Annotated in this window: 26 protein-coding genes; 17 read left to right on the top strand and 9 right to left on the bottom strand. The window is 70.3% G+C overall.

Annotated elements, in window-relative coordinates:
* The first annotated feature begins 5 nt into the window (after positions 1-5).
* From dapE to JKG67_RS04635, 4 genes are read left to right on the top strand one after another with little or no spacing between them, the layout of a single operon-like run.
* Entirely contained in the window at positions 6-1076 is a 1071-nt protein-coding gene (gene dapE, locus JKG67_RS04645) for a succinyl-diaminopimelate desuccinylase (protein WP_203336593.1), read from the top strand.
* On the top strand, positions 1073-1819 hold the full coding sequence (locus tag JKG67_RS04640; protein WP_203336107.1) for an LOG family protein: 747 nt from the start codon (positions 1073-1075) through the stop codon (positions 1817-1819). The genes dapE and JKG67_RS04640 overlap by 4 nt, the downstream gene beginning before the upstream one ends.
* Positions 1816-1950, top strand: coding sequence for a hypothetical protein (locus JKG67_RS18800; protein WP_275403274.1), 135 nt, complete (start codon positions 1816-1818; stop codon positions 1948-1950). Before JKG67_RS04640 ends, JKG67_RS18800 begins: the two co-directional genes overlap by 4 nt.
* A 15-nt stretch (positions 1951-1965) precedes the next feature.
* Positions 1966-2385 carry a hypothetical protein gene (locus JKG67_RS04635; protein WP_203336106.1) on the top strand — a complete coding sequence of 140 codons (420 nt, stop codon included), beginning with the start codon at positions 1966-1968 and terminating at the stop codon, positions 2383-2385.
* Positions 2386-2435: 50 nt separating this feature from the next.
* On the opposite strand, the gene JKG67_RS04630 is transcribed toward JKG67_RS04635, so the two are convergent.
* The gene (locus tag JKG67_RS04630) at positions 2436-3254 is read right to left on the bottom strand and encodes an enoyl-CoA hydratase-related protein (protein WP_203336105.1); all 819 of its coding nucleotides are present in this window, start codon (positions 3252-3254) and stop codon (positions 2436-2438) included.
* A 120-nt stretch (positions 3255-3374) separates the two neighbouring features.
* On the opposite strand from JKG67_RS04630, the gene JKG67_RS04625 reads away from it, so the two are divergent.
* From JKG67_RS04625 to JKG67_RS04615, 3 genes are all read left to right on the top strand, one after another.
* The gene (locus JKG67_RS04625) at positions 3375-3542 is read left to right on the top strand and encodes a DUF3117 domain-containing protein (protein WP_203336104.1); all 168 of its coding nucleotides are present in this window, start codon (positions 3375-3377) and stop codon (positions 3540-3542) included.
* Between the two features lie 104 nt (positions 3543-3646).
* Complete coding sequence (locus JKG67_RS04620; protein WP_307816432.1) at positions 3647-5056, top strand: leucyl aminopeptidase family protein; 1410 nt, start codon at positions 3647-3649, stop codon at positions 5054-5056.
* Between the two features lie 2 nt (positions 5057-5058).
* Positions 5059-5397, top strand: a complete 339-nt coding sequence (locus JKG67_RS04615; RefSeq protein WP_203336103.1) for a hypothetical protein — start codon at positions 5059-5061, stop codon at positions 5395-5397.
* 51 nt (positions 5398-5448) lie between these two features.
* Here the strand turns inward: JKG67_RS04615 and JKG67_RS04610 are convergent, their stop codons facing one another.
* On the bottom strand, positions 5449-6123 hold the full coding sequence (locus JKG67_RS04610; protein WP_307816431.1) for an O-methyltransferase: 675 nt from the start codon (positions 6121-6123) through the stop codon (positions 5449-5451).
* Positions 6124-6299: 176 nt separating this feature from the next.
* On the opposite strand from JKG67_RS04610, the gene sigE reads away from it, so the two are divergent.
* The 3 genes from sigE to JKG67_RS04595 are packed head-to-tail and all read left to right on the top strand — an operon-like array spanning position 6300 to position 8658.
* The gene (gene sigE / locus JKG67_RS04605) at positions 6300-6884 is read left to right on the top strand and encodes an RNA polymerase sigma factor SigE (RefSeq protein WP_203336101.1); all 585 of its coding nucleotides are present in this window, start codon (positions 6300-6302) and stop codon (positions 6882-6884) included.
* Complete coding sequence (locus JKG67_RS04600; RefSeq protein ID WP_203336100.1) at positions 6881-7372, top strand: zf-HC2 domain-containing protein; 492 nt, start codon at positions 6881-6883, stop codon at positions 7370-7372. The genes sigE and JKG67_RS04600 overlap by 4 nt, the downstream gene beginning before the upstream one ends.
* Positions 7369-8658, top strand: a complete 1290-nt coding sequence (locus tag JKG67_RS04595) for a S1C family serine protease (protein WP_203336099.1) — start codon at positions 7369-7371, stop codon at positions 8656-8658. The genes JKG67_RS04600 and JKG67_RS04595 overlap by 4 nt, the downstream gene beginning before the upstream one ends.
* Positions 8659-8668: 10 nt before the next feature.
* Here JKG67_RS04595 and JKG67_RS04590 read toward each other — a convergent pair whose 3' ends face one another.
* Positions 8669-8899: a helix-turn-helix domain-containing protein gene (locus tag JKG67_RS04590; protein WP_203336098.1), complete on the bottom strand. Its 231-nt coding sequence runs from the start codon at positions 8897-8899 to the stop codon at positions 8669-8671.
* Positions 8900-8989: 90 nt separating this feature from the next.
* On the opposite strand from JKG67_RS04590, the gene JKG67_RS04585 reads away from it, so the two are divergent.
* Both JKG67_RS04585 and JKG67_RS04580 read left to right on the top strand, forming a co-directional pair.
* Positions 8990-9658: a CpaB family protein gene (locus JKG67_RS04585; protein ID WP_203336097.1), complete on the top strand. Its 669-nt coding sequence runs from the start codon at positions 8990-8992 to the stop codon at positions 9656-9658.
* A gap of 3 nt (positions 9659-9661) precedes the next feature.
* A complete protein-coding gene (locus tag JKG67_RS04580; RefSeq protein ID WP_203336096.1) occupies positions 9662-10936 on the top strand; it encodes a CpaE/TadZ family protein in 1275 nt (424 codons plus the stop codon).
* On the opposite strand, the gene JKG67_RS04575 is transcribed toward JKG67_RS04580, so the two are convergent.
* Both JKG67_RS04575 and JKG67_RS04570 read right to left on the bottom strand, forming a co-directional pair.
* Positions 10899-12215, bottom strand: a complete 1317-nt coding sequence (locus JKG67_RS04575; RefSeq protein WP_238997969.1) for a hypothetical protein — start codon at positions 12213-12215, stop codon at positions 10899-10901. The two genes, JKG67_RS04580 and JKG67_RS04575, sit on opposite strands and share 38 nt — an antisense overlap.
* Position 12216: 1 nt before the next feature.
* Positions 12217-12591, bottom strand: coding sequence for a YajG family lipoprotein (locus JKG67_RS04570; protein WP_203336095.1), 375 nt, complete (start codon positions 12589-12591; stop codon positions 12217-12219).
* A gap of 113 nt (positions 12592-12704) precedes the next feature.
* Between JKG67_RS04570 and JKG67_RS04565 the strand changes: the two genes are divergently transcribed.
* The 3 genes from JKG67_RS04565 (at position 12705) to pruA (ending at position 16257) form a co-directional block, all read left to right on the top strand.
* Entirely contained in the window at positions 12705-14153 is a 1449-nt protein-coding gene (locus tag JKG67_RS04565; RefSeq protein ID WP_203336094.1) for a WS/DGAT/MGAT family O-acyltransferase, read from the top strand.
* Entirely contained in the window at positions 14150-14536 is a 387-nt protein-coding gene (locus JKG67_RS04560) for a DUF6912 family protein (protein WP_203336093.1), read from the top strand. The genes JKG67_RS04565 and JKG67_RS04560 overlap by 4 nt, the downstream gene beginning before the upstream one ends.
* Positions 14537-14619: 83 nt before the next feature.
* Positions 14620-16257, top strand: a complete 1638-nt coding sequence (gene pruA, locus JKG67_RS04555; protein WP_203336092.1) for an L-glutamate gamma-semialdehyde dehydrogenase — start codon at positions 14620-14622, stop codon at positions 16255-16257.
* Positions 16258-16397: 140 nt separating this feature from the next.
* Here pruA and JKG67_RS04550 read toward each other — a convergent pair whose 3' ends face one another.
* The 3 genes from JKG67_RS04550 to JKG67_RS04540 are packed head-to-tail and all read right to left on the bottom strand — an operon-like array spanning position 16398 to position 17814.
* On the bottom strand, positions 16398-16889 hold the full coding sequence (locus JKG67_RS04550; protein ID WP_203336091.1) for a DUF2505 domain-containing protein: 492 nt from the start codon (positions 16887-16889) through the stop codon (positions 16398-16400).
* Positions 16871-17344, bottom strand: coding sequence for a DUF2505 domain-containing protein (locus JKG67_RS04545; RefSeq protein WP_203336090.1), 474 nt, complete (start codon positions 17342-17344; stop codon positions 16871-16873). The genes JKG67_RS04550 and JKG67_RS04545 overlap by 19 nt, the downstream gene beginning before the upstream one ends.
* Positions 17344-17814 carry a DUF2505 domain-containing protein gene (locus tag JKG67_RS04540; protein WP_203336089.1) on the bottom strand — a complete coding sequence of 157 codons (471 nt, stop codon included), beginning with the start codon at positions 17812-17814 and terminating at the stop codon, positions 17344-17346. The genes JKG67_RS04545 and JKG67_RS04540 overlap by 1 nt, the downstream gene beginning before the upstream one ends.
* 73 nt (positions 17815-17887) lie before the next feature.
* Between JKG67_RS04540 and JKG67_RS04535 the strand changes: the two genes are divergently transcribed.
* Both JKG67_RS04535 and JKG67_RS04530 read left to right on the top strand, forming a co-directional pair.
* Positions 17888-22681, top strand: coding sequence for an NAD-glutamate dehydrogenase (locus tag JKG67_RS04535; protein ID WP_307816430.1), 4794 nt, complete (start codon positions 17888-17890; stop codon positions 22679-22681).
* Complete coding sequence (locus JKG67_RS04530) at positions 22678-23541, top strand: SDR family NAD(P)-dependent oxidoreductase (protein ID WP_203336087.1); 864 nt, start codon at positions 22678-22680, stop codon at positions 23539-23541. The genes JKG67_RS04535 and JKG67_RS04530 overlap by 4 nt, the downstream gene beginning before the upstream one ends.
* Before the next feature lie 2 nt (positions 23542-23543).
* On the opposite strand, the gene ku is transcribed toward JKG67_RS04530, so the two are convergent.
* Positions 23544-24326, bottom strand: a complete 783-nt coding sequence (gene ku, locus JKG67_RS04525) for a non-homologous end joining protein Ku (protein ID WP_203336086.1) — start codon at positions 24324-24326, stop codon at positions 23544-23546.
* Positions 24327-24343: the final 17 nt, after the last annotated feature.

The following is a 24343-nucleotide window of genomic DNA, read 5'->3' as shown; positions in this document are numbered from 1 at the left end:
CCGTGATTCCCACACTCGATCTCGCGGGCGATGTCGTCGAGCTCACTCAGGCCCTGGTCGACATCGAGTCGGTGAGCCACCATGAAGCCGTCATCGCCGATGCCGTGGAGACGGCGCTGCGCGACTGCGCCCACCTCCAGGTGACCCGACACGGGCACACGATCGTGGCGCGCACCGACCGCGGACACCCGGACCGGGTGGTGATCGCGGGGCACCTGGACACCGTGCCGGTGAACGGGAACCTGCCGTCCCGCCTCGAGGCGGGCGTCCTGCACGGACTCGGCAGTGTGGACATGAAGGGCGGCGTCGCGGTCATCCTCAACCTCGCCGCGACGGTGGCCGACCCCGATCGCGACGTCACCTACCTGCTGTACGACGCCGAAGAGGTCGCCGCCGAACACAACGGGCTGCGCAAGCTCGCCGAGACCGATCCGGCCGCGATGCAGGCAGATTTCGCGATCCTGATGGAGCCTTCCAACGCCGGCATCGAAGCCGGCTGTCAGGGCACCCTGCGGGTCGACGTACGCACGCGTGGCGAGCGGGCACATTCGGCGCGTGCCTGGATGGGTGTCAACGCGATCCATGCTGCCGGCGGACTGCTGGCCAGGCTCGCGGAGTACGAACCACGCCGGCCGGTGATCGACGGACTCACCTACCACGAGGGCCTCAACGCCGTGTTCATCACCGGCGGCGTCGCCGGCAACGTGGTGCCCGATGAGTGCGTGATCAGCGTCAACTACCGATTCGCCCCCGACCGCAGTGTGGCCGAGGCGGAGGCCCACGTCCGTGACTTCTTCGCCGGCTACGAGGTGACCGTCACCGACTCCGCTCCCGGGGCGCTGCCGGGGTTGTCGGTCCCCGCCGCCGCCGAGTTCGTCGCCGAGGTCGGCGGGGCGGTGAACCCCAAGTTCGGCTGGACCGATGTGTCGCGCTTCTCCGCGCTGGGGGTTCCCGCCGTCAACTACGGCCCCGGTGACCCACTGTTGGCCCACAAGGCCGACGAGCGCGTGCACGTCGAGGAGATCGTCCGTTGCCGCGACACGCTGCGGCGTTGGCTGGGAGGAGAGGCGCGATGAGTCAGGGTCCCGAGAAGCAGCGCGGTCCGGAGAGGCTGCGACGCAGCCAGGTCGACGGCACCACCATGGACCAGCGACTGCTGGACTCCCGCGGCGCCAGCGAATGGGTGCACACCGACCCGTGGCGGGTGATGCGGATCCAGGCCGAGTTCGTCGAAGGCTTCGGGGGACTGGCCGAGGTCGGGCCGGCCATCGCCGTCTTCGGATCAGCGCGCACCGCCGCCGGTCACGGCGAGTACCAGATGGCTGAGGGGCTGGGACGGTCGCTGGTCGAGGCAGGCTTCGCCGTCATCACCGGCGGTGGCCCCGGCGCGATGGAGGCGGCGAACAAGGGCGCCTCCGAGGCGGGTGGTGTGAGTATCGGGCTCGGCATCGAACTGCCCTTCGAGGACGCCCTCAACCCCTGGGTCGACAAGGGCATCAACTTCCGCTACTTCTTCGTCCGCAAGACGATGTTCGTCAAGTACTCCCAGGGGTTCATCGTCCTGCCGGGGGGACTGGGCACCCTGGACGAGCTCTTCGAGGCGATGACCCTGGCCCAGACCGGCAAGGTCACGAGGTTCCCGATCGTGCTGATGGGCGTGGACTATTGGCAGGGCCTGATCGACTGGATGCGCGGCACCCTGCAGGCGGAGGGCAAGATCAGCGCCCACGACGTCGATTCGCTGATCGTCACCGACGATCCCGACGAGGCGGTGCAGCTGATGGTGGAGTCCCGGGCCACCAGGGCCAGCGGCCGATGATGTGGTTCTGTGCCGCCGTGGTGGCCGCGATCCTGGCCGCCGCCGTCTTCGCGTCCGGAAGGGGCGCACCGATGACCGGCCCCGACGACGCGCTGACAGACGCCACTAGTGGTGTCCAGACCCCTGACTGAGGCAGACTTCCCATAATGTCCATCGAGATCGTCTATGTGCTGACCGCGCTGGCCGCGTTGGTCGTGGTGCTGACCCGGGTCCGCCTCTCCGGCGGTCAGGGTGCCGGGCACCATCGGGTGGGCAGTCTCCTCCCCGGCGTCCACACGGTCTTCGGGGTCATCGCGCTGGCGACGTGGGTGAGCTACCTCGTCGCGCCGGATGACTCCGTGTTCGCCGACCCCATCGTCGGGGTGGTGGCCATCGGGGCCTGGTGGGTGGTCACTCTCGCCGGGCTGCTGATCCTGCTGCGCTGGCTGCCGAGCCGCGGCCGGCACGCGTCCGAGTCGGTGTCGGACAGTTGGAGCGACGGCCCCGGGCTCTCCCTGCTCGCCCACCTGGGCATGCTGGTCGGCGTCGGCGTCTTCACCTGGGCCTACCTGACCGCACTGGTCTGAACCCGCAGTGGCCTGAATCCGAGGAGCCGCTACCGGCGGTCCGAGCTGCCCTAGCGGCCGCGGAACTCCGGCTTCTCCTTGGCCAGGAACGCGTCCACGGCCCGACGGTGGTCGTCGCTGGCCCCGGTGAGCCGCATCATCTCGGCCTCGAAACCCAACGCCTCGGCGAAGCTGGTCGACGCCGAGTGTTCCACCGAGCGGCGGATCCCGGCGTACGCCATCGTCGGTCCGGCCGCCAACCGGACGGCCAACTCGCGCACCGTCCCAGCGAGTTCGGCCGCGGGCACCACCCGAGTGGCCAGCCCCAGGTCGGCGGCAGCGGTCGCGCCGATCGTCTCCGGCAGCAGCAACAGCTCCATGGCCTTGGCCCGCCCCACCAGACGCGGCAGGGTCCACGAGGCGCCCGTGTCGCAGGACAGGGCCACACCCGCGAACGCCAGGTTGAAGCCGGCCGTGTCCGCGACGATCCTGAGGTCGCAGGCGAAGGCGAGACTCGCTCCGGCCCCAGCCGCGACCCCGTTCACCGCAGCGATCACCGGCTTCGGCATGGTCAGCAACGTGTGCACGATCGGGTTGTAGTGCCGTTCCACGGTCGTGAAGAGCTCCTCGGAGCTGCCCGACTCCAGCAACTGCACGTGTTCCTTGAGGTCCTGGCCGACGCAGAAGGCACGCCCGGAGCCGGTCAGCACCACGCAGCGCACCTCGTCGTCGGCGGCGACCCGGGCGGTGGCGGCGACGAGCGCGTCCTTGGTGGCGATGTCGAGGCCGTTCATGGCGTCCGCGCGGTTCAGGGTGAGCGTCGCGACACCGTCGGAGATGTCCACGAGCAGTGGCGCGGATGTGTTGCTGGAGGTGGGGGAGTCGTTCATGGGAGACGAGTCTGACAGGGGTCCGTGTGGGCGACGTCACGAGGCATGGGGGATAATGGTGAGCGTCGCGGCCGTCACGGCCGCTTGGCATCAGCCACGACAAAGGGAAGAGGTACGCGGATGGCGGCGATGAAGCCGCGGACGGGCGACGGTCCGCTGGAGGTCACCAAGGAAGGACGCGGCATCGTGATGCGCGTCCCGCTCGAGGGCGGCGGCCGCCTCGTGGTCGAGCTCAACGCCGAGGAAGCCGGCGCACTGGGCGACGCCCTCAAGGGCGTCGTCGGCTGATTGTGCTCGGATCCGACCTGCTGCCAGCCCAACCCCCGCCACCTCAGTTCCACGCTGCTGACGGTCCACTCACCTCGACTGACGTCGACGTGTGGGCGATCGGTGTGCGTCCTGGCGCCGACGGCCCCGTCGTCGACCCGGCCGGAGACGTCGACGCCGCAGCCCTGGCTGCCCTGTACGGCGCGACCGGCAAGGTCGGTGAGGCGTTCGCCCATCCACTCCCCGAGGGCCCGGTCCGCTGGCTGGTGCTGGTCGGCCTGGGCGATGGGTCCGCGCACTCGCTGCGCCGAGCCGGCGCCGCGCTCGCTCGCGCCGTCGTCGACCGACACCCGCAGCGACGCGCCTCGGTGGCCACCACCGTCGTCGACGGACCCGAGCAGGTGCGGGCCTTCGTGGCCGGCGCGATGCTCGCTGCCTTCTCCTTCGACTGGCGCAGCACGAACGACGGCCCCCGCCGGCTCGGCGAGGTGCGCCTGATCGGTCTCTCCGACCAGGCTGCGGCCGAGCTGCCGACCGCGGTGGCCATCGGCCACGCGAGCTGGCGCGCCCGACTGTTGGCGACGGTCCCCTCGCAGGTGAAGAACCCGGGCTGGCTCGCGGAGCAGGCCGCGGTGATCGCAGCCGACGCCGGACTGGAGTTCCGCGTCTGGGACGAGCAGGCACTGACCGAGGAGGGGTTCGGTGGCATCGCTGCCGTCGGCCGCGCCTCGGCGACGCCGCCACGGCTGATCCGACTCGACTACACACCGGTCGGCGCGACCCGGCGTACGCCGCATCTGGTGCTCGTCGGCAAGGGCATCACCTTCGACACCGGCGGCCTCTCCATCAAGCCTGCCGAGGCGATGGCCACCATGAAGCGGGACATGACCGGTGGCGGCATCGTGCTGGCGGTGCTGGCCGCGCTCGCCGAGGTCGGTTGCCCGGTCAAGGTCACCGGCCTGGTCGCCGCCGCCGAGAACGCCATCAGCGGCGACGCGATGCGGCCCGGCGACGTGATCCGACACTACGGCGGCCGCACCAGCGAGGTGACCAACACCGACGCCGAGGGCCGCCTGGTGATGGCCGATGCGTTGGCCTATGCCGCCGCCGAGATCAAGCCCGACCTGATGGTGGACGTGGCCACCCTGACCGGCGCCATGAAGGTGGCGCTGGGTCAACGGACGGGCGGCTTCTTCGCCACCGATGACGGGGTCGCCGACCTGATCTCCGCGGCTGGCACCGCCGCCGGCGAGCCGGTGTGGCGGATGCCGTTGGCCTCGGTGTACGCGGATCGGATCGCCAGCAAGATCGCCGACGCCGACAACGCCGGCGGCGGGCCCGGCGCGATCACCGCCGCGCTCTTCCTGCAGCCCTTCACCGACGGCGTACCGTGGGTGCATCTGGACGTGGCGTCCGCGGGCGACTCGCCCAGTGAGTGGCACGAGTGGACCACCGGGCCGACCGGCTTCGGGGCACGCCTGCTGCTGGAGTGGTTGGGGCAGGACGCCCCACTCGACGTCGTGACAGGAGGCTGACCATGCAGGGTCTGACCGTGCGCTGGTCGCTCGCCGACGCCCCGGAGGGTGTCGAGGAGCAACTGGCTGCCTACGTGGAGTCGCAGTCGCACGCCAAGTTCACCGGGATGACCGGGCTCCGGTTCAAGACCTGGCGGATGCGGCCGGGCGAGTGGTTCGAGGGCTGCTACGTCTTCGCCACCGAGGAGGCCCGGATGGACTTCCAGAACGCGTTCGCCGCCACCGCCGCCGAGTCGCCGGGGTCGGTCCTCATCGGCTCGTCCCCGATCCTGATCGAGCCCTGCACCGTGGTGGCCGTGGCGGAGGGCTGGGAGGGCTTCACAGCCACTCCGCACGCCTGAGCGCTCGCGCGGTAGCGTGGCGCCGCAGGCGACCCGCTCGCGCCATCAGATCTAGTCTTCGGGCACCCAGAGCTTCTTGGCGACCAGCAGTCCGTCACCCACCGGCAACAGCGCCGGCACCAGGGCCTCGCTCTCGGCGATGCGCTTGCCGAGGTCGCGGATGGCGACGGTCTCGGCGTCCCGCTGCGCGGGGTCGGCCACCCGGTCGTGCCACAACGCGTTGTCGAAGGCCACCACGCCGCCGGGCCGGAGGAGCCGGAGGGCAGCGTCCAGGTAGGCGCCGTACTCGTGCTTGTCACCGTCGCAGAAGACCAGGTCGTAGTGACCGTCGGTGAGCCGGGGCATCACCTCCAGCGCGGAGCCCGGAATGGTGCGGGCGCGCTGGGTGGGGATGCCGGCGTCGTTGAACGTCTGTCGTGCCAGTCGCTGGTGCTCGGCCTCGATGTCGATCGTGGTGAGTACGCCGTCGGGCCGCATGCCGCGCAGCAACCACAACCCGGACACGCCGGTCCCGGTGCCCACCTCGACGACGGCCCGAGCGTCGAGCACCGACGCGAGGAAGCGCAGGGCAGCACCGACGCCGGTCTTCACCGGGACGACTCCGACCTCCTCGGCGCTGGCCCGAGCGGCAGCGAGGACGTCGTCCTCGGCGATGAACTCCTCGGCGTACGTCCAACTGGTGGCTGCGATGGGAATGACGCCCTCCCAGGCTCCGTGGTGTCCCACCGGTGGGACACGTCTTGCCGCGACCATACCGGACCCGACGGGCGAACCGGCCGGAACAATGCGGGTGCGGCGATCGTTGAACATCAGAGGTTCAGTGAACCCCCGGCGGTCTCACAGGGTCTTCTCAGATCAGTCTCCTAGAGTGGAGGACGGCAATCGGATCACCAGGAGGAGAGATGGCCAGCACCCCACCAGCCCAGCCCAGCTGGGACGAGCTGGTCAGCGCCCACTCCGAGCGTGTCTATCGGCTGGCCTGGCGGCTGACCGGTGACCGGCACGACGCCGAGGACCTGACCCAGGAGGTCTTCGTCCGGGCCTTCCGGTCGCTGGACTCCTACACGCCCGGCACTCTCGAGGGGTGGTTGCACCGGATCACCACCAACCTCTTCCTGGACCAGGCCCGGCGCCGCCAGCGGATCCGCTTCTCCGCGCTGACCGATGAGCGTGAGGAGCGGCTGCTCTCCGTGCAGCCGGAGCCGGCGGAGTCCTACGCGATGCGTACCTTCGACGACGACATCGAGCGCGCACTCGCCACCCTGCCCCCCGAGGCACGGGCCGCGGTCGTTCTCTGTGACGTCGAAGGACTCACCTACGAGGAGATCGCCGCGATCATGGGCACCAAACTGGGCACCGTCCGATCCCGGATCCACCGCGGGCGCGCGATGCTGCGCCAGCACCTGGCGCACCGCGCCCCCACGGACGGGCGCCTCCGGTACGCCGGACCCGTCGATGTCGTCAGCGGCCAGGGAGGTGACCGGTGACGCCCCCGATCAGCGTCGGTCACCTCGGCAGCCGGGTGAGCGCACTCCTGGACGGCCAACTGCCGCCCGCCGAGGAGGAGCGGGCCTGGGCGCACGTCCAGGGTTGCCGCACCTGCTGGTCCGAGGTGGAGCGTGAGGGATGGGTGAAGACCCAGCTCGTCGGCTTCGGACTGGGTGCCCCGGCACCACCGCCGCCGACCCTGATGAGCACCCTCAGCGCCTCCGGGCCGAGCTCCGCAGAGGTGCGGCTGATGCCCGGCCTCCCGGAGCGTCGGCCGCGCCGGCACGCCGCCATGGTGGCGGCCGGTGGCAGCGCGATGAGCGCCGCGGCCGTCGTCGGATTCCTCGCCCTGGCCGGACCCGCTGAGGCGCCGGTGACGGATCGCCGGATGCCCGCCACCACCATCGTCCGATTCGCTGAGCCGCTGCTGCCGGTGGCCCCGGCGCAGACGTCGGTGACCCAGTCAGGAGTGACGTCAGACCAGTGAACGAGCAGCGTCCAGACCAGCCGCCGGCACCGGAGCCGTACTCCTCGCCGTACCTGCCGCAGCGCCCGCCGTCGGCCCAGCCCGAGCCGCCGGGCGCGCCCGAGCCGCCGCGTGCGCCCGAGCAACCTCCCGCGCCCGAGCCGACCTGGCAACTGCCGCCACTGTTCGAGAGCGAACCCCCGCCGCCCGCACGGGCCAAGGTCGGTGGCTGGGTGTGGCCGGTGGTGGCCGTGCTGGCCCTGATCTTCGGCCTGATCGGTGGCGCTGCCGGGGGAGCGGCCTGGCAGCAGTGGCAGGGAGACACCTCGTCGCCGACGCGCTCCCCGGCGCTGGTCGAATCGGCCGTCGCTGCGCCGTTGCCTCCGGAGAACGGCTCCGTGGCTGCCGTGGCGCAGGCGCTGCTGCCCAGCACCGTCCAGGTGCTCGCTCGGCAGGGGGAGCAGGGTGACGGAGCCACCGGCTCCGGCTTCGTGCTGGACGCCGAGGGCCACATCGTCACCAACAGCCACGTGGTGGCCGGATCGGCGAACGGCGGCGGCATCGTCGTCATCGACCACGCCGGCAACCGGCACGACGCCGAGATCGTGGGTCGCAGCCCGGTCTACGACCTGGCGGTCCTCAAGGTGGAACCGTCCGACAGCCTGGTGCCTGCCGCCCTGGGCAGCTCCCGATCGCTGCTGGTCGGCGAGACGGTGGTCGCGCTCGGGTCGCCGCTCGGCCTCAGCTCCACCGTCACCGCGGGGATCGTCAGTGCCCTGAACCGGCCGGTGACCACCGGCGACTCGGAGAACGACACGTCGTTCATCAACGCCGTCCAGACCGATGCGGCCATCAACCCCGGCAACTCCGGTGGCCCACTGGTGAACCTGGCCGGCGAGGTCGTCGGCGTGAACTCGGCGATCGCGACCACCGGTGCGGGCTTCGGTGATGCCGGCAACATCGGCGTCGGCTTCGCGATCCCGGTGGAGCAGGTCCGGATCACCGCAGCGCAGATCCTGGACCAGGGCGAGGCCTACTACCCGGTGATCGGCGCCCAGGTGCGCACCGGGGAGCGGAACGTCGGCGGAGCCACCATCATGGAGGTGAACGCCGGGTCGCCGGCCGCGGACGCAGGCCTGCAGGCCGAGGACGTGATCACCAAGGTCGCGGACCATCGGATCACCGACGGGATCAGCCTGATCGTGGCCATCCGGGTCTATCAGCCGGGCGAGACCGTCGAGTTCACCGTGGAGCGCGGCGGCGAGGAGCGCGTCATCGAGATCACGCTGGGCTCCGAGGTCGGCTGAGCGAGCGTCGTCAGCCCTCGGTCTCCACGAACGGGTGTGAGTCCACGAAACGCTTGGTGTCGGCGTACAGCTGCGTGATGTAGTCCTCGAGCACGGCCGCCTCGACCCGCCACTGGCCGCGGCCGCCCAACTTGATCGCCGGGAGTTCGCCGCGGCGTACCAGGGCATAGACCTGGGCGCTGGAGGTGTTCAACACCTCGGCCACATCGGTCAGGGTGAGGAATCGTGGGCCCGAACTCATGGCACCACTGTGCCAAACATCGCCCGACCCGGCACACCGGCCTGTGGACGACGGCTGGGCGTCGCCCGCTTCGGGAGGCACAATGTCGGGGTGACCGCACTTCTCGGGAAGCAGGACACGTCGTCGTCCGGTGTTGCTTCAGCTGCCCCTGCCCGCCGCGTCCAGCACCGATCCTGGCGTGATCCTCGACTGTGGGTGGGGGTGGTGCTGGTGCTGCTCTCGGTGGTGGTCGGCGCCAACCTGGCCAGCCGTGACGACTCCGTCGCGCTCTGGGTCGCCGACCGGGACATCGCTGCCGGTGACCGGATCACCGACGCCGACCTGAGGTCGGTGCGCGTGTCGCTGGCCGACGCCGAGATCGCGGCCGGCTACCTCCTGGTCGACGAGGCGCTGCCCGAGCACCGGCACGTGATCACGGACCTGGCGGCCGGACAGTTGGTGCCGCGCACCTCCCTCGCCAGTGCGGTGGAGACGGCGCTGTGGCAGGTGCCGATCTGGACCTCCGCCGACGCGGTGCCACCCCACGTCTCCGCCGGCTCAGTGGTCGACGTGTGGGTGGCCGGCACCGACGACGCCGACGCCCGGCTGCTGCTCTCCGGCGTCACCGTCATCTCGGCTCCCCGGGGCGCCGACGGATTCGCTGCCCCGTCGGGGGCGCGGCAGTTGGTGCTGGCCGTTCCGTATCGGGAGCAGGAGGCGGTGGCTGCCGTCATCGCCGCGGCCGTGCGCGGCGGCGTGGTCGTGGTCGGGAGGGAGTGAGCCGTGCCGGACCTGACCTGCGTCCTGGTGGTGGCCGCCGGTGCCCCCTGGGAGCCCCTCGCGCTGGACCACCTGTCCCGCTCACCGGATGTGGTCGTGCTGAAGCGATGCGTCGACGTCGACGATTTGCTCGCCACTGCCGCCGCGGGTCAGGCGCACGTGGCCCTGGTGGCACTGGAGGCGACCGGACTGGACCAGGACGCGGTCGGCCAGTTGCTGGGACACCGGGTCCGACCGGTCGCGATCACCGCGGCCACGGGCATGGAGGAGGCACGCGGCCGGGCCCGGCGGATCGGGGTGCGCACGCTGGTCGCCGACACCGACATCGCCGGACTCGCCGACGTGCTGACAGCCACCGAGCCGGATACCGTGCCGCGGCTGCACCGCGACCTGCCGGCAGGCGAGTTCCGGGTCACCCGTCCCGAGCCCCCCGACCCGGCAGCAGCAACGGGCCCCGGTCGGGTGATCGCCGTCTGGGGTCCGGCCGGTGCTCCCGGGCGATCCACGGTGGCCGCCGGGATCGCCGCCGAGCAGGCCAGCCGGGGGATCCGGACGGTGCTGGTGGACGCCGACCCGTACGGCGGTGCGCTCGCCCAGCAGCTCGGCGTACTCGACGAGGCGTCCGGGCTGCTCAGCGCTGTCCGCTACTGGACCAGCGGCGAGCTGCGAGACCGCTTTGCCCACGTGCAGCGCGGCCTCAACGAGCATCTGACCCTGGTCAGCGGCCTGCCCCGTGCCGATCGTTGGGCCGAGGTCAGACCCGGGCTGGTCACCGACCTGGTCGCCCGGGCCCGGGCCGAGGCGCATGTGGTCCTGGACACCGGCTTCAGCCTGGAGATCGATCCGTTGGACTCCGGGGGCAGGCCCGCCCGCAACACGATGACCCTGGATGCGCTGGCGGCCGCCGACGAGATCGTCGTGGTGGGCAGCTGCGAGCCTGTCGGGATGGCCAGGCTCGGCCGCGCCATGGTCGAGCTGCGCGCTCTGGAACTGCCCGGATCGGTGCGGGTGGTGATCAACCGGATGCGTCCGACGCTGGCCTGGGGGGCGCGGGAGATCGGCGACCTGGTCGGCGTCCCCGACGACCGACTGCACCTGCTGCCCGATGACCGGGCGGGCATCGACCGGGCGCTGGTGGCAGGGCGGACCCTGGTCGAGGCAGGCGACGGGACGCTTCGCCGAGCCCTGGCCGCCCTGGTCGAGCAGTGGCAGCTGACGCCGCAGCCCGGGCGGCGTCGACTCAGGACGAGAACAGCAGCAGCAGGCCGCCCGCGGTGAAGAAGACCATCACGAACAGCACCGAGAGTTGGCCGGTCAACTGGTGCCGGCTCGGCAGCAGCGAGATCGCCCGATCGTGGGCAGCGACCGCGCCGAGCACGTGGCCGATCACCACGGCGAGCACCTTGGTCACCGCCAGCCCGGTCGGATGCAGGCTCAACCAGTAGTTGACCGACCAGTCGCCGGTGCCGAGGATGTTGGCGCCGGTGCTGAACGGATCACTCATCTGGATCACCGTCCGCTGGCCGATCTCCACGAGCAACGTCAGGTAGTGCGCCACCATGTAGCCGACGATGATCGGGGCGATCGAGTGCGCGAACCTGTTCGGCAGCTCGACCCGACGCACCCCCGGACCGACGCCGGTGGCCATGCAGGCTCCGGCGAACAGCAGTCCCGCGAACACGCACAGGCCGATCAGGCCGACGTGTTCCCACACGGCCGGCGACACCGTGCTGGTCTGCATCCGCAACGCCCACCATCCAGACTCGTGCAGGGAGTCGTAGGCGGTGCTGCCGAGCAGCACCGCCACCACGGCGGTGAGGCCGGGGCGAGCCGGGGTGCTCGACACATTGGCCAGCGGTGAGCGGAGCATCAGCCGACCCTGGTGGCGACCCCACACCGACAGGCGTCCGATCAGGGTCGAGTAGACCTCGAACGGGTCGGCGCGCGAGTACCACTTGTCCCCGAAGAGCAGGCCGCCGATGACCATCGCGGCCAGATAGCCGGCGAACCAGAGCCGGACGGTGGGCACCGAGGTGCTGTCCGGATGCACCAACTCCAGCCACACGAAGGCGAGCAGGCCGAAGGCAGCCGGCCAGTAGCCCAACCGTTCGGGGTAGCTGAGGACCGCTCGTCCGCCGGCCAGCCGGAACAGCAGGCCGCCGATACTGCGGACCGGGCTGATCGCCCGGTAGAAGGGCCCGAGCAGCAGGGAGGCCGGGACGATGCCCACCCATAGCAGCACGTAGACGATCCCCAGGAACGGGTTGATCACCAGGTCGGCGCCGAACATGGCGGCGGCGGCCGTGTAGCCGAAGGCGATCAGGCCGACAGTGCGGGCGATCGCCAGGAACAGCGGTGAGGAGACGGTCGCGTCCAGCCACACCGGCGCCGGCCGCCCCGGCCGCTGGGCGCCGTAGCGAGGCGTACGCCACGCGACCGCGAGCACCGTGAACGAGATGGTGAGCGCCGCCACTGCGCCGGCGATCGCCAGCGACGCCGGGATCGGCAGGTCCGCAGCCCCGCCGACGCCGTGCGCGAGCAGTTGGTCGGTCGGCAACTCAGCGGGCCTCGACCTTGAACACCAGGAGCCGGTCGTTGTCGTGGGACTCCACCTCCACCACGCCCGGGACCTCGACGATGAACTCGAGCAGGGTGGTCCCCTCGTCGTAGGCGAGGTAGATGTCCTCGGGACGACTGTGCACGTGCAGTTCGCCGGCGTGGTCCGCGGTGAACTCGACCCGCACCGGCTCACCGACCCCGACGCGCAGTCGCAGGGCTGGTGGGTCGACGACGCCGTCGACGAGGCTGACCTGCGCCGGCTGGTCGTCGGGAGCAGGGGACGGGGTCGGCGTCGGGTCCTCGGACTGCCCCGAGGAGCACCCGGCGAGGCTCACCACCGCTGCCACGACCAGGCCCACCCACAGTTTCCTCACCACGAGTCCTCCTCCACATGTCGGGCGAGCCGCGCGCAGCGGCGGTCGCGTCTGACAGAATCGCATGCGCAGGCAAACCGACTGCATGGGGACCGTGTGTGGAAGGGGTGGCGATGCACAGACGACTACGCCCTCAGGACCTGTCCCTGCTCGCCCTGGAGTCGCCAGCGACTCCCCTGCACAACGTCACCGTCGAGATCCTCGATCCGGCCGACTCAGGGTTCGACCACGGCGCCCTGCTGCAGCTGATCGAGGACCGGATCGCGTTCGTGCCGAGATACCGGCAGCGACTGCACCGGATCCCCGGCGGTCTGGCCCCGCCGATCTGGCTCGACGACCCGGACTTCGATCTCGGCTACCACGTCCGTCGGTCAGCACTGCCGCGACCGGGCTCGGAGGAGCAGCTCCGCGAACTGGTGTCCAGGATCATGTCGCGTCCGTTGGACCTGCACCGACCCCTGTGGGAGGTGTACCTGGTCGAGGGCCTCGCCGACGGTCGGCTGGCATTGCTGTCCAAGTCACACCAGATCCTGGTCGACGGGGTCCAGACCGTGGACCTGGGTCAGGTGCTCCTGGACGTGGACCCCGAGCCTCGCACCCTCGAACGCGACGACTGGACGCCCGCCCGGGCGCTGGGCCCCGGCCGCCTGGTGGCCGACGCGGTCCGGGAGAACGTCGCCGACCCCGGAGTGCTGGCCGAGACGGTCGGCCGCGGCTTCGGGACGCTGGGGCGGGCCGCGAACCACGGGTTCCAGGCCGCCGGCGCGTTGGCCGGCGCGTTGGCCGGCCGACGTCCGACGCCGGAGTCTCCGTTGCACGCGGAGTTGTCCGAGCAGCGCCGCTTCGTGACCGTGCGCACCGACCTCGCGGACTACCGAAAGGTGCGCCGCGCCCACGGTGGCACCGTCAACGACGTCATCCTGGCGGCGCTGACCGGCGCCTTGCGGAACTGGTTGATGACCCGCACCGAGTCGATGGCCGGGATGCGGTCGGTGCGGGCGATGGTGCCGATGTCGGTCATCGACGACGAACTCGAGCCGACCTCGCTGGGCAGCCAGATCATGGGCCACCTGGTCACCCTCCCCATCGGCGAACCCAGCCCCGTGGTGCGACTGCACCAGGTCTCCTATGCGTTCAAGGCGCACAGCGAGACCGGCCGTGCGGTGGCCGCGAACCGGCTCGCAGGAGTGGCGGGCTTCGCCCCGACCACATTCCACGCGCTGGGCACCCGGGTCGCCCTCGACCATCGGCGGGCCGGGTTCCATGTGACCATCACCAACGTGCCGGGTCCACAGTTCCCGCTCTTCGCCGCCGGCGCGCGGATGGAGGAGACCTACCCGGCTCCGCCGTTGCTGCCCGGGCATGCGCTGGCGATCGGAGTGACGTCGTACGACGGGCAGGTGTTCTTCGGGTTCACTGCGGACCGTGACGCGCTGCCCGACGTGGAGATCCTGGCCCAGTGCCTGACCGAGTCGCTGGAGGAGCTCGTCGAGAGTGCCTCCGGGACCCGGGCGCGGGCCCCCAGGGGGCGTGGCTCCCGGAAACCGGGCGGTTCCCGTTGAGGGTCTACGTGCCGGTCACCTCGTCCGGGCTGGCCGAGGTGGCGGCTCGACGCGGGCTCACCGCACCACTGACCGCGCACGCAGTCACCGACGCGGTCCGGGAGGCGCTCGCCGACGGCGACGTCGACGACTGGGAGTACGCCGCGCTGACCGCTGCCGCCGACGCCTCGGACGCGCTCCGGGTGGCCGGGGACCGGCCGAGGCGATTCGTGCTCGCGGTGGACGCGGAGTCGGTGCAGCCGGGCGAGGGCAGTGAGGTGCGGGTGCTGTCCGATGTCGCATGGGCTGACATCGCCGCCGCCCACGCGGACACCGTCGATCACGCCGCTGACGACGACGAGTTGGCCTGGTTCGCCAGGCAGGAGATCCCCGACCTCCTCTGAGCGGCCCTGCGTTGAGCGGCGACGCTCCGAGGTCGCGCTCACCACACTTGGCCCGGCGTGCCCGGAGTGACACCATCGCAGACATGGACGCCCACACCCGGCCACCCGTCCCTGTCAACGAAACCGTCCTGGACTATGCGCCGGGCAGCCGCGAACGGTCGGAGCTGCTCGCCGAGCTGGATCGGCAGCAGCGCCGGGCACGGACCCTGCGCGCCCACATCGGTGGCCAACGAAGGGTCGGTGGTGGTGCGGAGATCGAGGTGGTGCAGCCGCACCGCCACGCGCACGTGCTGGGGGTGTTGCGGAATGCGACGCACACGGACGCCGAGGATGCGATCGCGGCGGCTGCGGCGGCGGCACCGGCCTGGCGGGGGTTGGGTTTCGACGAGCGGGCGGCGGTGTTCCTCAAGGCCGCCGACCTGTTGGCGGGGCCGTGGCGGCAGCGATTGAACGCGGCCACGATGCTGGGTCAGTCCAAGACCGCGGTCCAGGCCGAGATCGACAGTGCCTGCGAGCTGATCGACTTCTGGCGGTTCAACGTCGGGTTCGCGGCGGAGATCCTCACCGCGCAACCGATGGCCAACGCGCGAGGGGTGTGGAACCGGCTCGATCATCGGCCGCTGGAGGGGTTCGTCTACGCGATCACGCCGTTCAACTTCACCGCGATCGCGGGGAACCTGCCCACCGCGCCGGCGTTGATGGGGAACACGGTGGTGTGGAAGCCGTCACCGACCCAGCAACTGGCGGCGAGTCTGACGATGGAGTTGCTGGAGGAGGCGGGGCTGCCGCCGGGGGTGATCAACATGCTGCCCGGGGACGGGTTGGCGGTCTCCGAGGTGGCGTTGACGCATCAGGATCTGGCCGGCATCCATTTCACCGGGTCCACCGCCACGTTCCAGCACCTGTGGCGGACGGTGGGTGAGAACCTCACGTCGTACAGGACGTATCCGCGGCTGGTGGGTGAGACCGGCGGCAAGGACTTCATCGTGGCGCACCCCTCAGCCGATCCGGACGTGTTGCGGGTGGCGATGATCCGGGGAGCGTTCGAGTACCAGGGTCAGAAGTGCTCGGCCGCGTCCCGTGCCTACGTCCCCCGGTCGGTGTGGATCCGGATGCGGGACCACCTCCTGGCCGACGTCGACGGGTTGTCGATGGGCGACGTCACCGATCTGTCCCACTTCATGGGTGCGGTGATCGACCGGCGCGCTTACGCCAAGCAGGTGGCGGCCATCGAGCGGGCCCGGGAGGTCGACGGCCTGAGCATCGTGGCCGGAGGACGCTACGACGACTCGGTGGGTTGGTTCGTCCGGCCCACGGTGATCGAGGCAGCGGATCCGACCGACGAGATGTTCCGCACCGAGTACTTCGGTCCGGTGCTGGCGGTCCACGTCTACGACGACGGCGACTACGACCGGGTCCTGGGCCAGTTGGAGGGGTTCGCCCCCTACGCGCTGACCGGGGCGGTGATCGCCCGGGACCGGGCGGCGATCGCGCAGGCGTCGGAGAAGCTCCGCTTCGCGGCCGGCAACTTCTATGTCAACGACAAACCCACCGGCGCCGTGGTCGGCCAGCAGCCGTTCGGTGGCGGCCGTGCCTCGGGCACCAACGACAAGGCCGGCTCGCCCCTGAACCTGCTCCGGTGGACCTCGCCCCGCTCCATCAAGGAGACTATGGTGCCGCCCGTCGGCCACACCTATCCGCACATGAACCAGGAGACGTGACTCGTTGATCCCCTTCCACCTGGGAGCGCTGCACCCGATCGAGCAGGCGCTCACCGTGGTGTTGGCCTTCGGGCCGTTCCTGGTGCTGGGGGCGGTGGTGTTCGCTCAGCGGCGGCGCGACCGAGCGGCGGAGGCCGAGGTCAGCGACTCAGCCACTGATTCCCCTCCCGAGCCTGGAGCTTGAGGATCCCGCCGAGCACCCGAGCGATCATCTGCTCCACCTTGCCGCCGACCAGCGGCATCTTCACGGTGATCTGCGCGTCCACGGTCTGCGTGGTGACGCCACCGGCCTCGGTGAGCCGCACCGTGCCCGTGATCGAGCCGGGCTTGCCGGGGATGGACACCTCCAGGGTGCCGGAGTCCCGGCTCGTCCAGCGCTCCACCTGACTGATCTCGAACTCGTCGCCGATCACCTTGCGGACCACGGCGGGCATCCCGGTGGAGGGCTGCTTGGTGTCGACGGTGGCGACGGTCTGGCCGCCCTCGTCGACGACGCTGATCTCCCAGGTGGAGGCGCCGGCCGCCTGGGCGACCTGCTCGCGGAAGTCCCGGTTCGCCAGCATGTCGGCGACGGTCTCCAGGTCGCCGTTGAACTCGATCTGCTTGTGGAACTTCACGGGCGTGCCAACCATTCCTGACCGACCTCGTGCTCCCGGGCATAAGCCTTCTCCAGGAGCTTCGCGATCAGTCCCTCGATCTTCGATCCGACAAGCGGGATCCTCGCAGAGATGTCCAGGTGCACCGACTGGGTGGTCGCCCCCGCCGACTCCAGCAGACTGAGGCGGCCGCTGATGTTGCCCGGTTTGTCGGGGATCTCGACGCGCACCTCGGCCTCGGTCGCGGAGACCCACGTCTCGGTGTGGATGATGGTGATCTCGGATCCGACGAGCTTCTTCGCGAACGACGGCACTCCGTCAGCGGCCTGCACCTGCTCGACCCGCACCCGGTCGCCGTCCACGGCGACGTCGTGGCGCAACGCATGCTGGCGGTCGCAGACCTCCGCGCGGAAGGCGGCCGTGGTGAGCATCTCCCGCACCCGGGCTGTCGGTGCGTCGTAGCGCACCTCGACGGTGAAACGTGTCGCCATCAGCGCTCACCCGCCAGCCAGGCGGCGCCGACGACCGCCTCGGTGTTCCAGCCATCCACCAGTTGGTCGCGCATCACTGCCTCGATCTTCCCGCCGATCACCGGGATCTTGGCCTTGGCCTCGCCCTCGAAGGTGTCCCAGGTGCCGGAGCCGTCGGAGACGAGCCGTCGTACGCCGTTGATGGCGCCCGGCTTGCCCGGGGCGCTCACTGCGAAGGTGGCCGAATGGTCCTCTCCCCAGTGCTCCTCCTGCACCGCCTTGATCTCGTCGCCGGTGATCTTGCGGGCGACCGCCGGGATGCCGACCGCGGGCTTGGTCATCTCGATCAGCACATGGCCGTCGGTGACGGAGACGTCGAGCGCGGTCACCTGCTGGGCCCGGGACGCCTTCTCCCGGAACGCCGGATCGGTGAGCATCGCCTGCACCTGCTCGATGTCGGCGCTGTAGTGGACTCGATGGGTGAACTTCATGGGCGTCATTGTGCCTCGTGCCGCCGCCGTGGGTGATTGTGTCGGACGTCACACTGGCTCTAGGGTCGCAAGGGTGCACTCGCCTCTGGACGCCACCAAGTCAGAACTGATCGCACGGGCCGCCGAGCTGGCCCGGCAACGCCATGGGTCCGGTGGCCCCGATCTGGACAGCGTCGACGATCTGATGGTCGCCTACTACCGGCACGTGTCCCCCGACGACATGGTCGAGCGCTCCGAGGCCGACGTCTACGGCGCCCTGGTTTCCCACTACCGACTCGCCGGCAGCCGCCCGGCCGGCACCGCCTGCGTCCGGGTGTTCACGCCGAGCGTGCCCACCGACGGCTGGTCGGCGGGCGGTCACTCGGTGGTCGAGGTGGTCACCGACGACATGCCGTTCCTCGTCGACTCGGTCAGCGTGCTCCTCACCCAGCAGCAGCGGGACATCTACGCGGTGATCCACCCCCAGTTCGACGTGCTCCGTGACGAGTCGGGCGAGCTGTTGTCGATGGCGCCGGCCGGCGAGTCGGTCGGGGCGCTGCGAGAGTCGTGGATGCACCTGGAGATCGACCGGATCGGGGAGGACGAGGACGTCCACGCGCTCGAGCGCGAACTGCTGAAGGTGCTCGGGGATGTCCGGGCGGCGGTGGAGGACTGGCCGGCGATGACCGATCGGGCCGCCGAGATCGTGGCCGAGCTCCGGTTCGCGCCGCCGCCGGTGCCGACCGAGGAGGTCGAGCAGGCCGCCGCACTGTTGGAGTGGCTGGCTGATGACCACTTCACCTTCCTCGGCTATCGCGAGTACCGGTTGGAGGGCGAGGGCGACGACCTGCTGCTGCGCACCGTGGCCGGCAGCGGGCTGGGGATCCTGCGCGCGGAGACCGACGAGTCCATCTCGTTCTCGTCGCTGCCCGCCCCGGTCCGTGAGCGCGCCCGGGAGTCGAAGGTGCTGGTGCTGGCCAAGGCCAACTCCAAGGCGACCGTGCACCGTCCCGTGTATCTGGACTACCTGGGGGTGAAGGTCTTCGACGACGCCGGCGAGGTCGTCGGCGAACGGCGCTTCCTGGGGTTGTTCTCCAGCGCCGCCTACACCGAGTCGCTGAGCCGGATCCCGTTGCTGCGGGAGAAGGCCGAGGCGGTGATGCAGGCCGCCGGCTTCACCGCGGGGAGCCACGCCGGCAAGGCGTTGATGAACACGCTGGAGAACTACCCCCGCGACGAGCTCTTCCAGGCCCCCATCGAGGAGTTGGCGCCGATCGCCCAGGCGGTCACCTACACCCGGGAGCGCCGGGCGTTGCGGCTCTTCGTGCGCCGCGACATCTACGGCCGCTATCTCTCCTGCCTGATCTACCTGCCGCTGGAGCGCTACAACACGACCGTCCGGAAGAAGTTCGCCGAACTGCTCAAGCAGCACCTGGGCGGGGAGACCGTCGAGTTCACCGCCCGGGTCAACGAGGAGCTGACCGCCCGGGTGCACTTCGTGGTGCGGCCGCCGAAGGGGCAGCTCATCGGCGAGGTGGACACCGACGACCTGGAGCGCCGGTTGATCGAGGCGGCCCGCTCCTGGCGCGACGATTTCCTGACCGCGGTCATCGGCGAGTACGGCGAGACCGACGGGGCCCGGTTGGGTCGGGCGTACGCCGACTCCTTCCCGGAGGCCTACAAGGAGGACTTCGGCGCCCGGGCGGCGGCGGTGGACCTGGGCCGACTGGAGGCGATCGAGCTGGGCCCGGACGGGACCGGGATGGACCTGCTGCTCTATCAGCCCGTCGACGCCGGCCGGGACGAGGCGCGGTTGAAGGTGTTCCGCGTCGGCGGGCCGCTGTCGCTGTCGGAGATCCTGCCGATGCTGTCGTCGATGGGCGTGGAGGTCGTCGACGAGCGGCCCTACGAGTTGGTGGGGCTGCCCCGGACGTCGTACATCTACGACTTCGGGCTGCGCCACCCCACCGCGCGTCCGGCAGCGTCCCGGGGCCTGTTCACCGATGCGCTGCAGGCGATCTGGCAGGGGCGCAACGAGACGGACGGGTTCAACGCCCTGGTGCTGGCCACCGGGTTGACGTGGCGGCAGGCGACCCTGCTGCGCGCCTACGCCAAGTACATGCGCCAAGGCGGCACCCCGTTCGCCCAGGACTACATCGAGGACGCGCTGCGCAGCAACGCCGACCTGACACGGCTGCTGGTGCAGCTCTTCGAGGCCCGGTTCGACCCGACCGCCGGCGGCGATCGCGCCCAATTGACCGAGACTCTGACCGGCCACATCGGCACCGCCCTCGACGACGTGGTCAGCCTGGATCACGACCGGATCCTGCGGTCCTACCTCGGCATCATCACCGCCACCCTGCGCACCAACTACTTCCAGCGCGACGGCGCGGAGGTGAAGTCGTACATCTCGTTCAAACTGGATCCCTCCTCGATCGCGGATCTGCCCGAGCCGCGACCCAAGTTCGAGATCTTCGTCTACAGCCCTCGGGTCGAGGGCGTGCACCTGCGGTTCGGTTCGGTGGCCCGCGGTGGCTTGCGCTGGTCGGACCGACGCGACGACTTCCGGACCGAGATCCTCGGCCTCGTCAAGGCCCAGATGGTGAAGAACACGGTGATCGTCCCGGTGGGCGCCAAGGGCGGCTTCTTCGCCAAGAACCTGCCCGACTCGAGCGACCGTGACGCCTGGCTGGCCGAGGGAGTGGCCTGCTACCGGACCTTCATCTCCGGGCTGCTCGACGTCACCGACAACCTCGTCGACAACCAGGTGGTGCCGCCGCTGGACGTGGTCCGCCACGACGACGACGACAGCTACCTGGTGGTCGCCGCCGACAAGGGCACCGCGACCTTCTCCGACATCGCCAACTCGGTCGCGGCCGACTACGGCTTCTGGCTCGGTGACGCGTTCGCCTCCGGCGGGTCGGTGGGCTATGACCACAAGGCGATGGGGATCACCGCACGCGGCGCCTGGGTGTCGGTACGACGTCACTTCCGGGAGATGGGCACCGACTGTCAGCGTGAGGACATCACCGTCGTCGGCATCGGCGACATGTCCGGTGACGTGTTCGGCAACGGGATGCTCTGCTCCGAGCACATCCGGCTGGTGGCCGCCTTCGACCACCGCGACATCTTCCTCGACCCGGAGCCGGACGCGGCGACGTCGTACGCCGAACGGAAGCGGCTCTTCGAGCTGCCGCGGTCGAGTTGGCAGGACTATGACACCGCGCTGATCTCCGAGGGCGGTGGCATCTACAGCCGGGCCGCCAAGTCGATCCCGATCTCGGCGCAGGTCCGGGACGCGCTCGGGTTGGCGGACGACGTGGTGCGGATGACGCCCGCCGAGTTGATGAAGGCGATCCTGATGGCGCCGGTGGACCTGCTCTGGAACGGTGGCATCGGCACCTACGTGAAGGCGTCCACCGAGAGCCACGCCGACGCCGGCGACAAGGCCAACGACGCCATCCGGGTGGACGGGCAGGACCTGCGGGTGCGCTGTGTCGGCGAGGGCGGCAACCTGGGGCTGACCCAACTCGGCCGGATCGAGGCGGCTCGTGCCGGCTGTCGGCTCAACACCGACTTCATCGACAACTCCGCCGGTGTGGACACCTCCGACCGGGAGGTGAACATCAAGATCCTGTTGGACCGGCTGGTCGCCGACGGGGACCTGACCGGCAAGCAGCGCAACGAGCTGCTGGCGTCGATGACCGACGAGGTCGGCGACCTGGTGCTGCGGGACAACTACGAGCAGAACCTGGCGCTGGCCAACGCGGACGCGAACTCGGCGCCGCTGCTGCACGTGCACGAGGACTGGATCCGGAAGCTGGTCTCCAAGGGGGTCATCAACCGCGAACTGGAGGGCCTGCCCGACGCCAAGGAGGTGCGCCGGCGACTGGACGCCAAGGAGGGGTTGAGCCTGCCGGAGCTGTCGGTGCTGATGAGCTGGACCAAGATCGTGCTGGCCGAGGACCTGCTGGCCTCCGACCTGCCCGACGACCCGTTCTGGCGCAGCTATCTCTACTCCTACTTCCCCTCCCAGATGCGGCACCAGCACCGGGCCCGGATGGATGCGCACCCGCTGCGTCGGGAGATCGTGGTCACCCAGGTCGTCAACGAGCTCGTCAACTGCGCCGGGATCACGTTCTGGCCGCGGTTGTCGGGGGAGACCGGCCTCAGTGCCGCCGACCTGACCACGGCCAGCTTCGTGTCCCGCGAGATCTTCGGCTCCGACGAGCTGCGCACCGAGATCGCGGCCTGGGACAACCGCCTCGACGCGGCCGTGCAGACCCGGATGCGGATGGAGATGCGCACCCTGGTCGAGCGGGCCTCCCGCTGGCTGGTCAACAACCGCAAGCAGCCGCTGGACGCGGAGGCGTGTGTGGACTTCTTCGGTGAGCGGGTGCGCCAGGTGATGGCCCAGCTCCCGGAGGTGATGACCGGGCGGGAGTTGCAGTCCTTCATCAAGCGGCACACCCGGCTGGTCGCTGCCGGGGTGCCCGAGGAGCTGGCCGGGCAGGTGGCGGTGCTGCCGCCGGCGTACATGCTGCTCGGCGTGGTCGACAACGCGTCCACGCTGGAACTGGACCCGGTCGAGGTGGCCCGCACCCACTTCGCGATCGCCGAGCGGTTGGGGCTGTCGCTGTTGCTGGGCCGGATCCTGGAACTGCCGCGTGACGACCGGTGGCAGACGATGGCGCGGGCCACGCTGCGCGACGACCTGCACCACGTGCACGCCCAGCTCACCGCCCAGGCCCTCACCCGCACCGACGAGGAGGACGGAGCTCAGGTGACCAAGGCGGTCGACACGCTGCACGAGATCTGCAGCGAGGAGCAGGTCGACCTCGCCCGGATGTCGGTCGGCCTGCGCGTGGTGCGTAGCCTTCTGGTGTGAGAACGCTGCTGCAGACCCCGCTCGCCCGGGTCACCGGAGTCGTCCGGCGCGTCACCGGTGCACCCAGCCCGCTGCAGGGTCGGACCGTGCTGATCACCGGCGCGTCGTCGGGGATCGGGGAGGCGACCGCGTACGCGGTGGCCGAGCGTGGGGCGCACGTGCTGCTGGTGGCCCGACGGCCCGAGGAGCTGGCGCGGGTCGCCGCGACCATCACCGAGGCAGGCGGCAAGGTGTCGACGTACCCGTGCGACCTCACCGACCTCGACGCCATCGACGACCTGGTGGCCGAGGTGCTGGCCGCGCATGGTGCCGTGGATCACCTGGTCAACAATGCCGGCAGGTCGATCCGTCGATCGCTGCGGCTCTCCTATGACCGCTTCCACGACTTCGAGCGGACGATGGCGATCAACTACTTCGGTCCGGTGCGGCTCACGATGGGGCTGCTGCCGACGATGCGTGAGCGCGGCTTCGGGCACGTGGTCAACATCGTCACCTGGGGCAACCAGATCAAGGCCCCCAAGTTCGCGGCCTACATCGCCTCCAAGCAGGCCCTGGACACCTTCGCCCGGATCGCGGGCCGGGAGACCTACGGCGACAACGTGCTGTTCACCAACATCCGGGTCTCGCTGGTGCAGACGCCGATGGTGGCCCCCACCGAGGCGTACGCCGGCCGGGGACACACGCCGGCGCGCGCCGCCGAGACGATCGTGAAGGCGCTGGAGGAGCGGCCGATCACCGTGAACACGCTGGCCGGGTCCGCCGCCGAGGTGCTGAACCTGGTGGCACCGCGCTTGAGCGACCTGCTCTTCCACCTGGCCGACAGGTCGCTGCCCGACTCCTCCGCCGCGAAGCGCGGCTGACCTCAGCCCGCCTCGCGGGCCTTCTTGGCCTCGGCGACCGAGCGTTGCAGGGCGGCGAGCAGGTCGACGACCTCACCCGATCCGGTGCTGGTCGCTTCGGGGCGGGTGATCTCCCCGCCGGAGATCTTGGCCTCCACCAGAGACTGGACCGCCTCGGCGTAGTCGTCGGTGAGTTCGTCGGGGTCGAAGTCGCCGGAGAGGGTCTGCACCAGCATCCGGGCCATCTCCACCTCGGCGTCCTTGACCTCGTCCACGTCGACGCCGAAGTCGGGGGAGCGGATCTCGTCGGGCCACATCAGGGTCTGCATCACGATCACGTCGTCGCGGACCCGCAACACCGCCGGGGTGGTGCGTTGCCGCAACGCCACGGTGACCACGGCGACCCGGTCGGACTCCTCCAGGGCCTGTCGCAGCAGGGCGTACGGCTTGGCGCCGGTGCCCTCGGGCTGGAGGTAGTAGGACTTCTCGAACAGCAGCGGATCGATCTGCTCCGCGGGCACGAAGCGCTCCACCGCGATCTCCCGACTGGAGGTGGCCGGCAGGCCGGCCATGTCCTCGTCGGTGAGCACCACCATCTCGCCGTCCTCGGTCTCGTATCCCTTGGCGATGTCGGAGTAGGGCACCTCCTCGCCGTCCAGCGAGCAGATCCGCTGGTACCGGATCCGGCCACCGTCGGTGACGTGCACCTGACGGAAGGAGACGTCGTGGCTCTCCGTCGCCGAGTAGAGCTTCACCGGCACGTTGACCAGCCCGAACGACACTGCACCCTTCCAGATGGCCCGCATGTGACCACGGTATCCGA

The sequence above is a fragment of the Nocardioides limicola genome (assembly GCF_016827675.1).
GTDB lineage: Bacteria > Actinomycetota > Actinomycetes > Propionibacteriales > Nocardioidaceae > Nocardioides > Nocardioides limicola.
The sequence above is the reverse complement of the archived record's forward strand: the minus strand, read 5'-3'. Positions and strand labels throughout refer to the sequence as shown.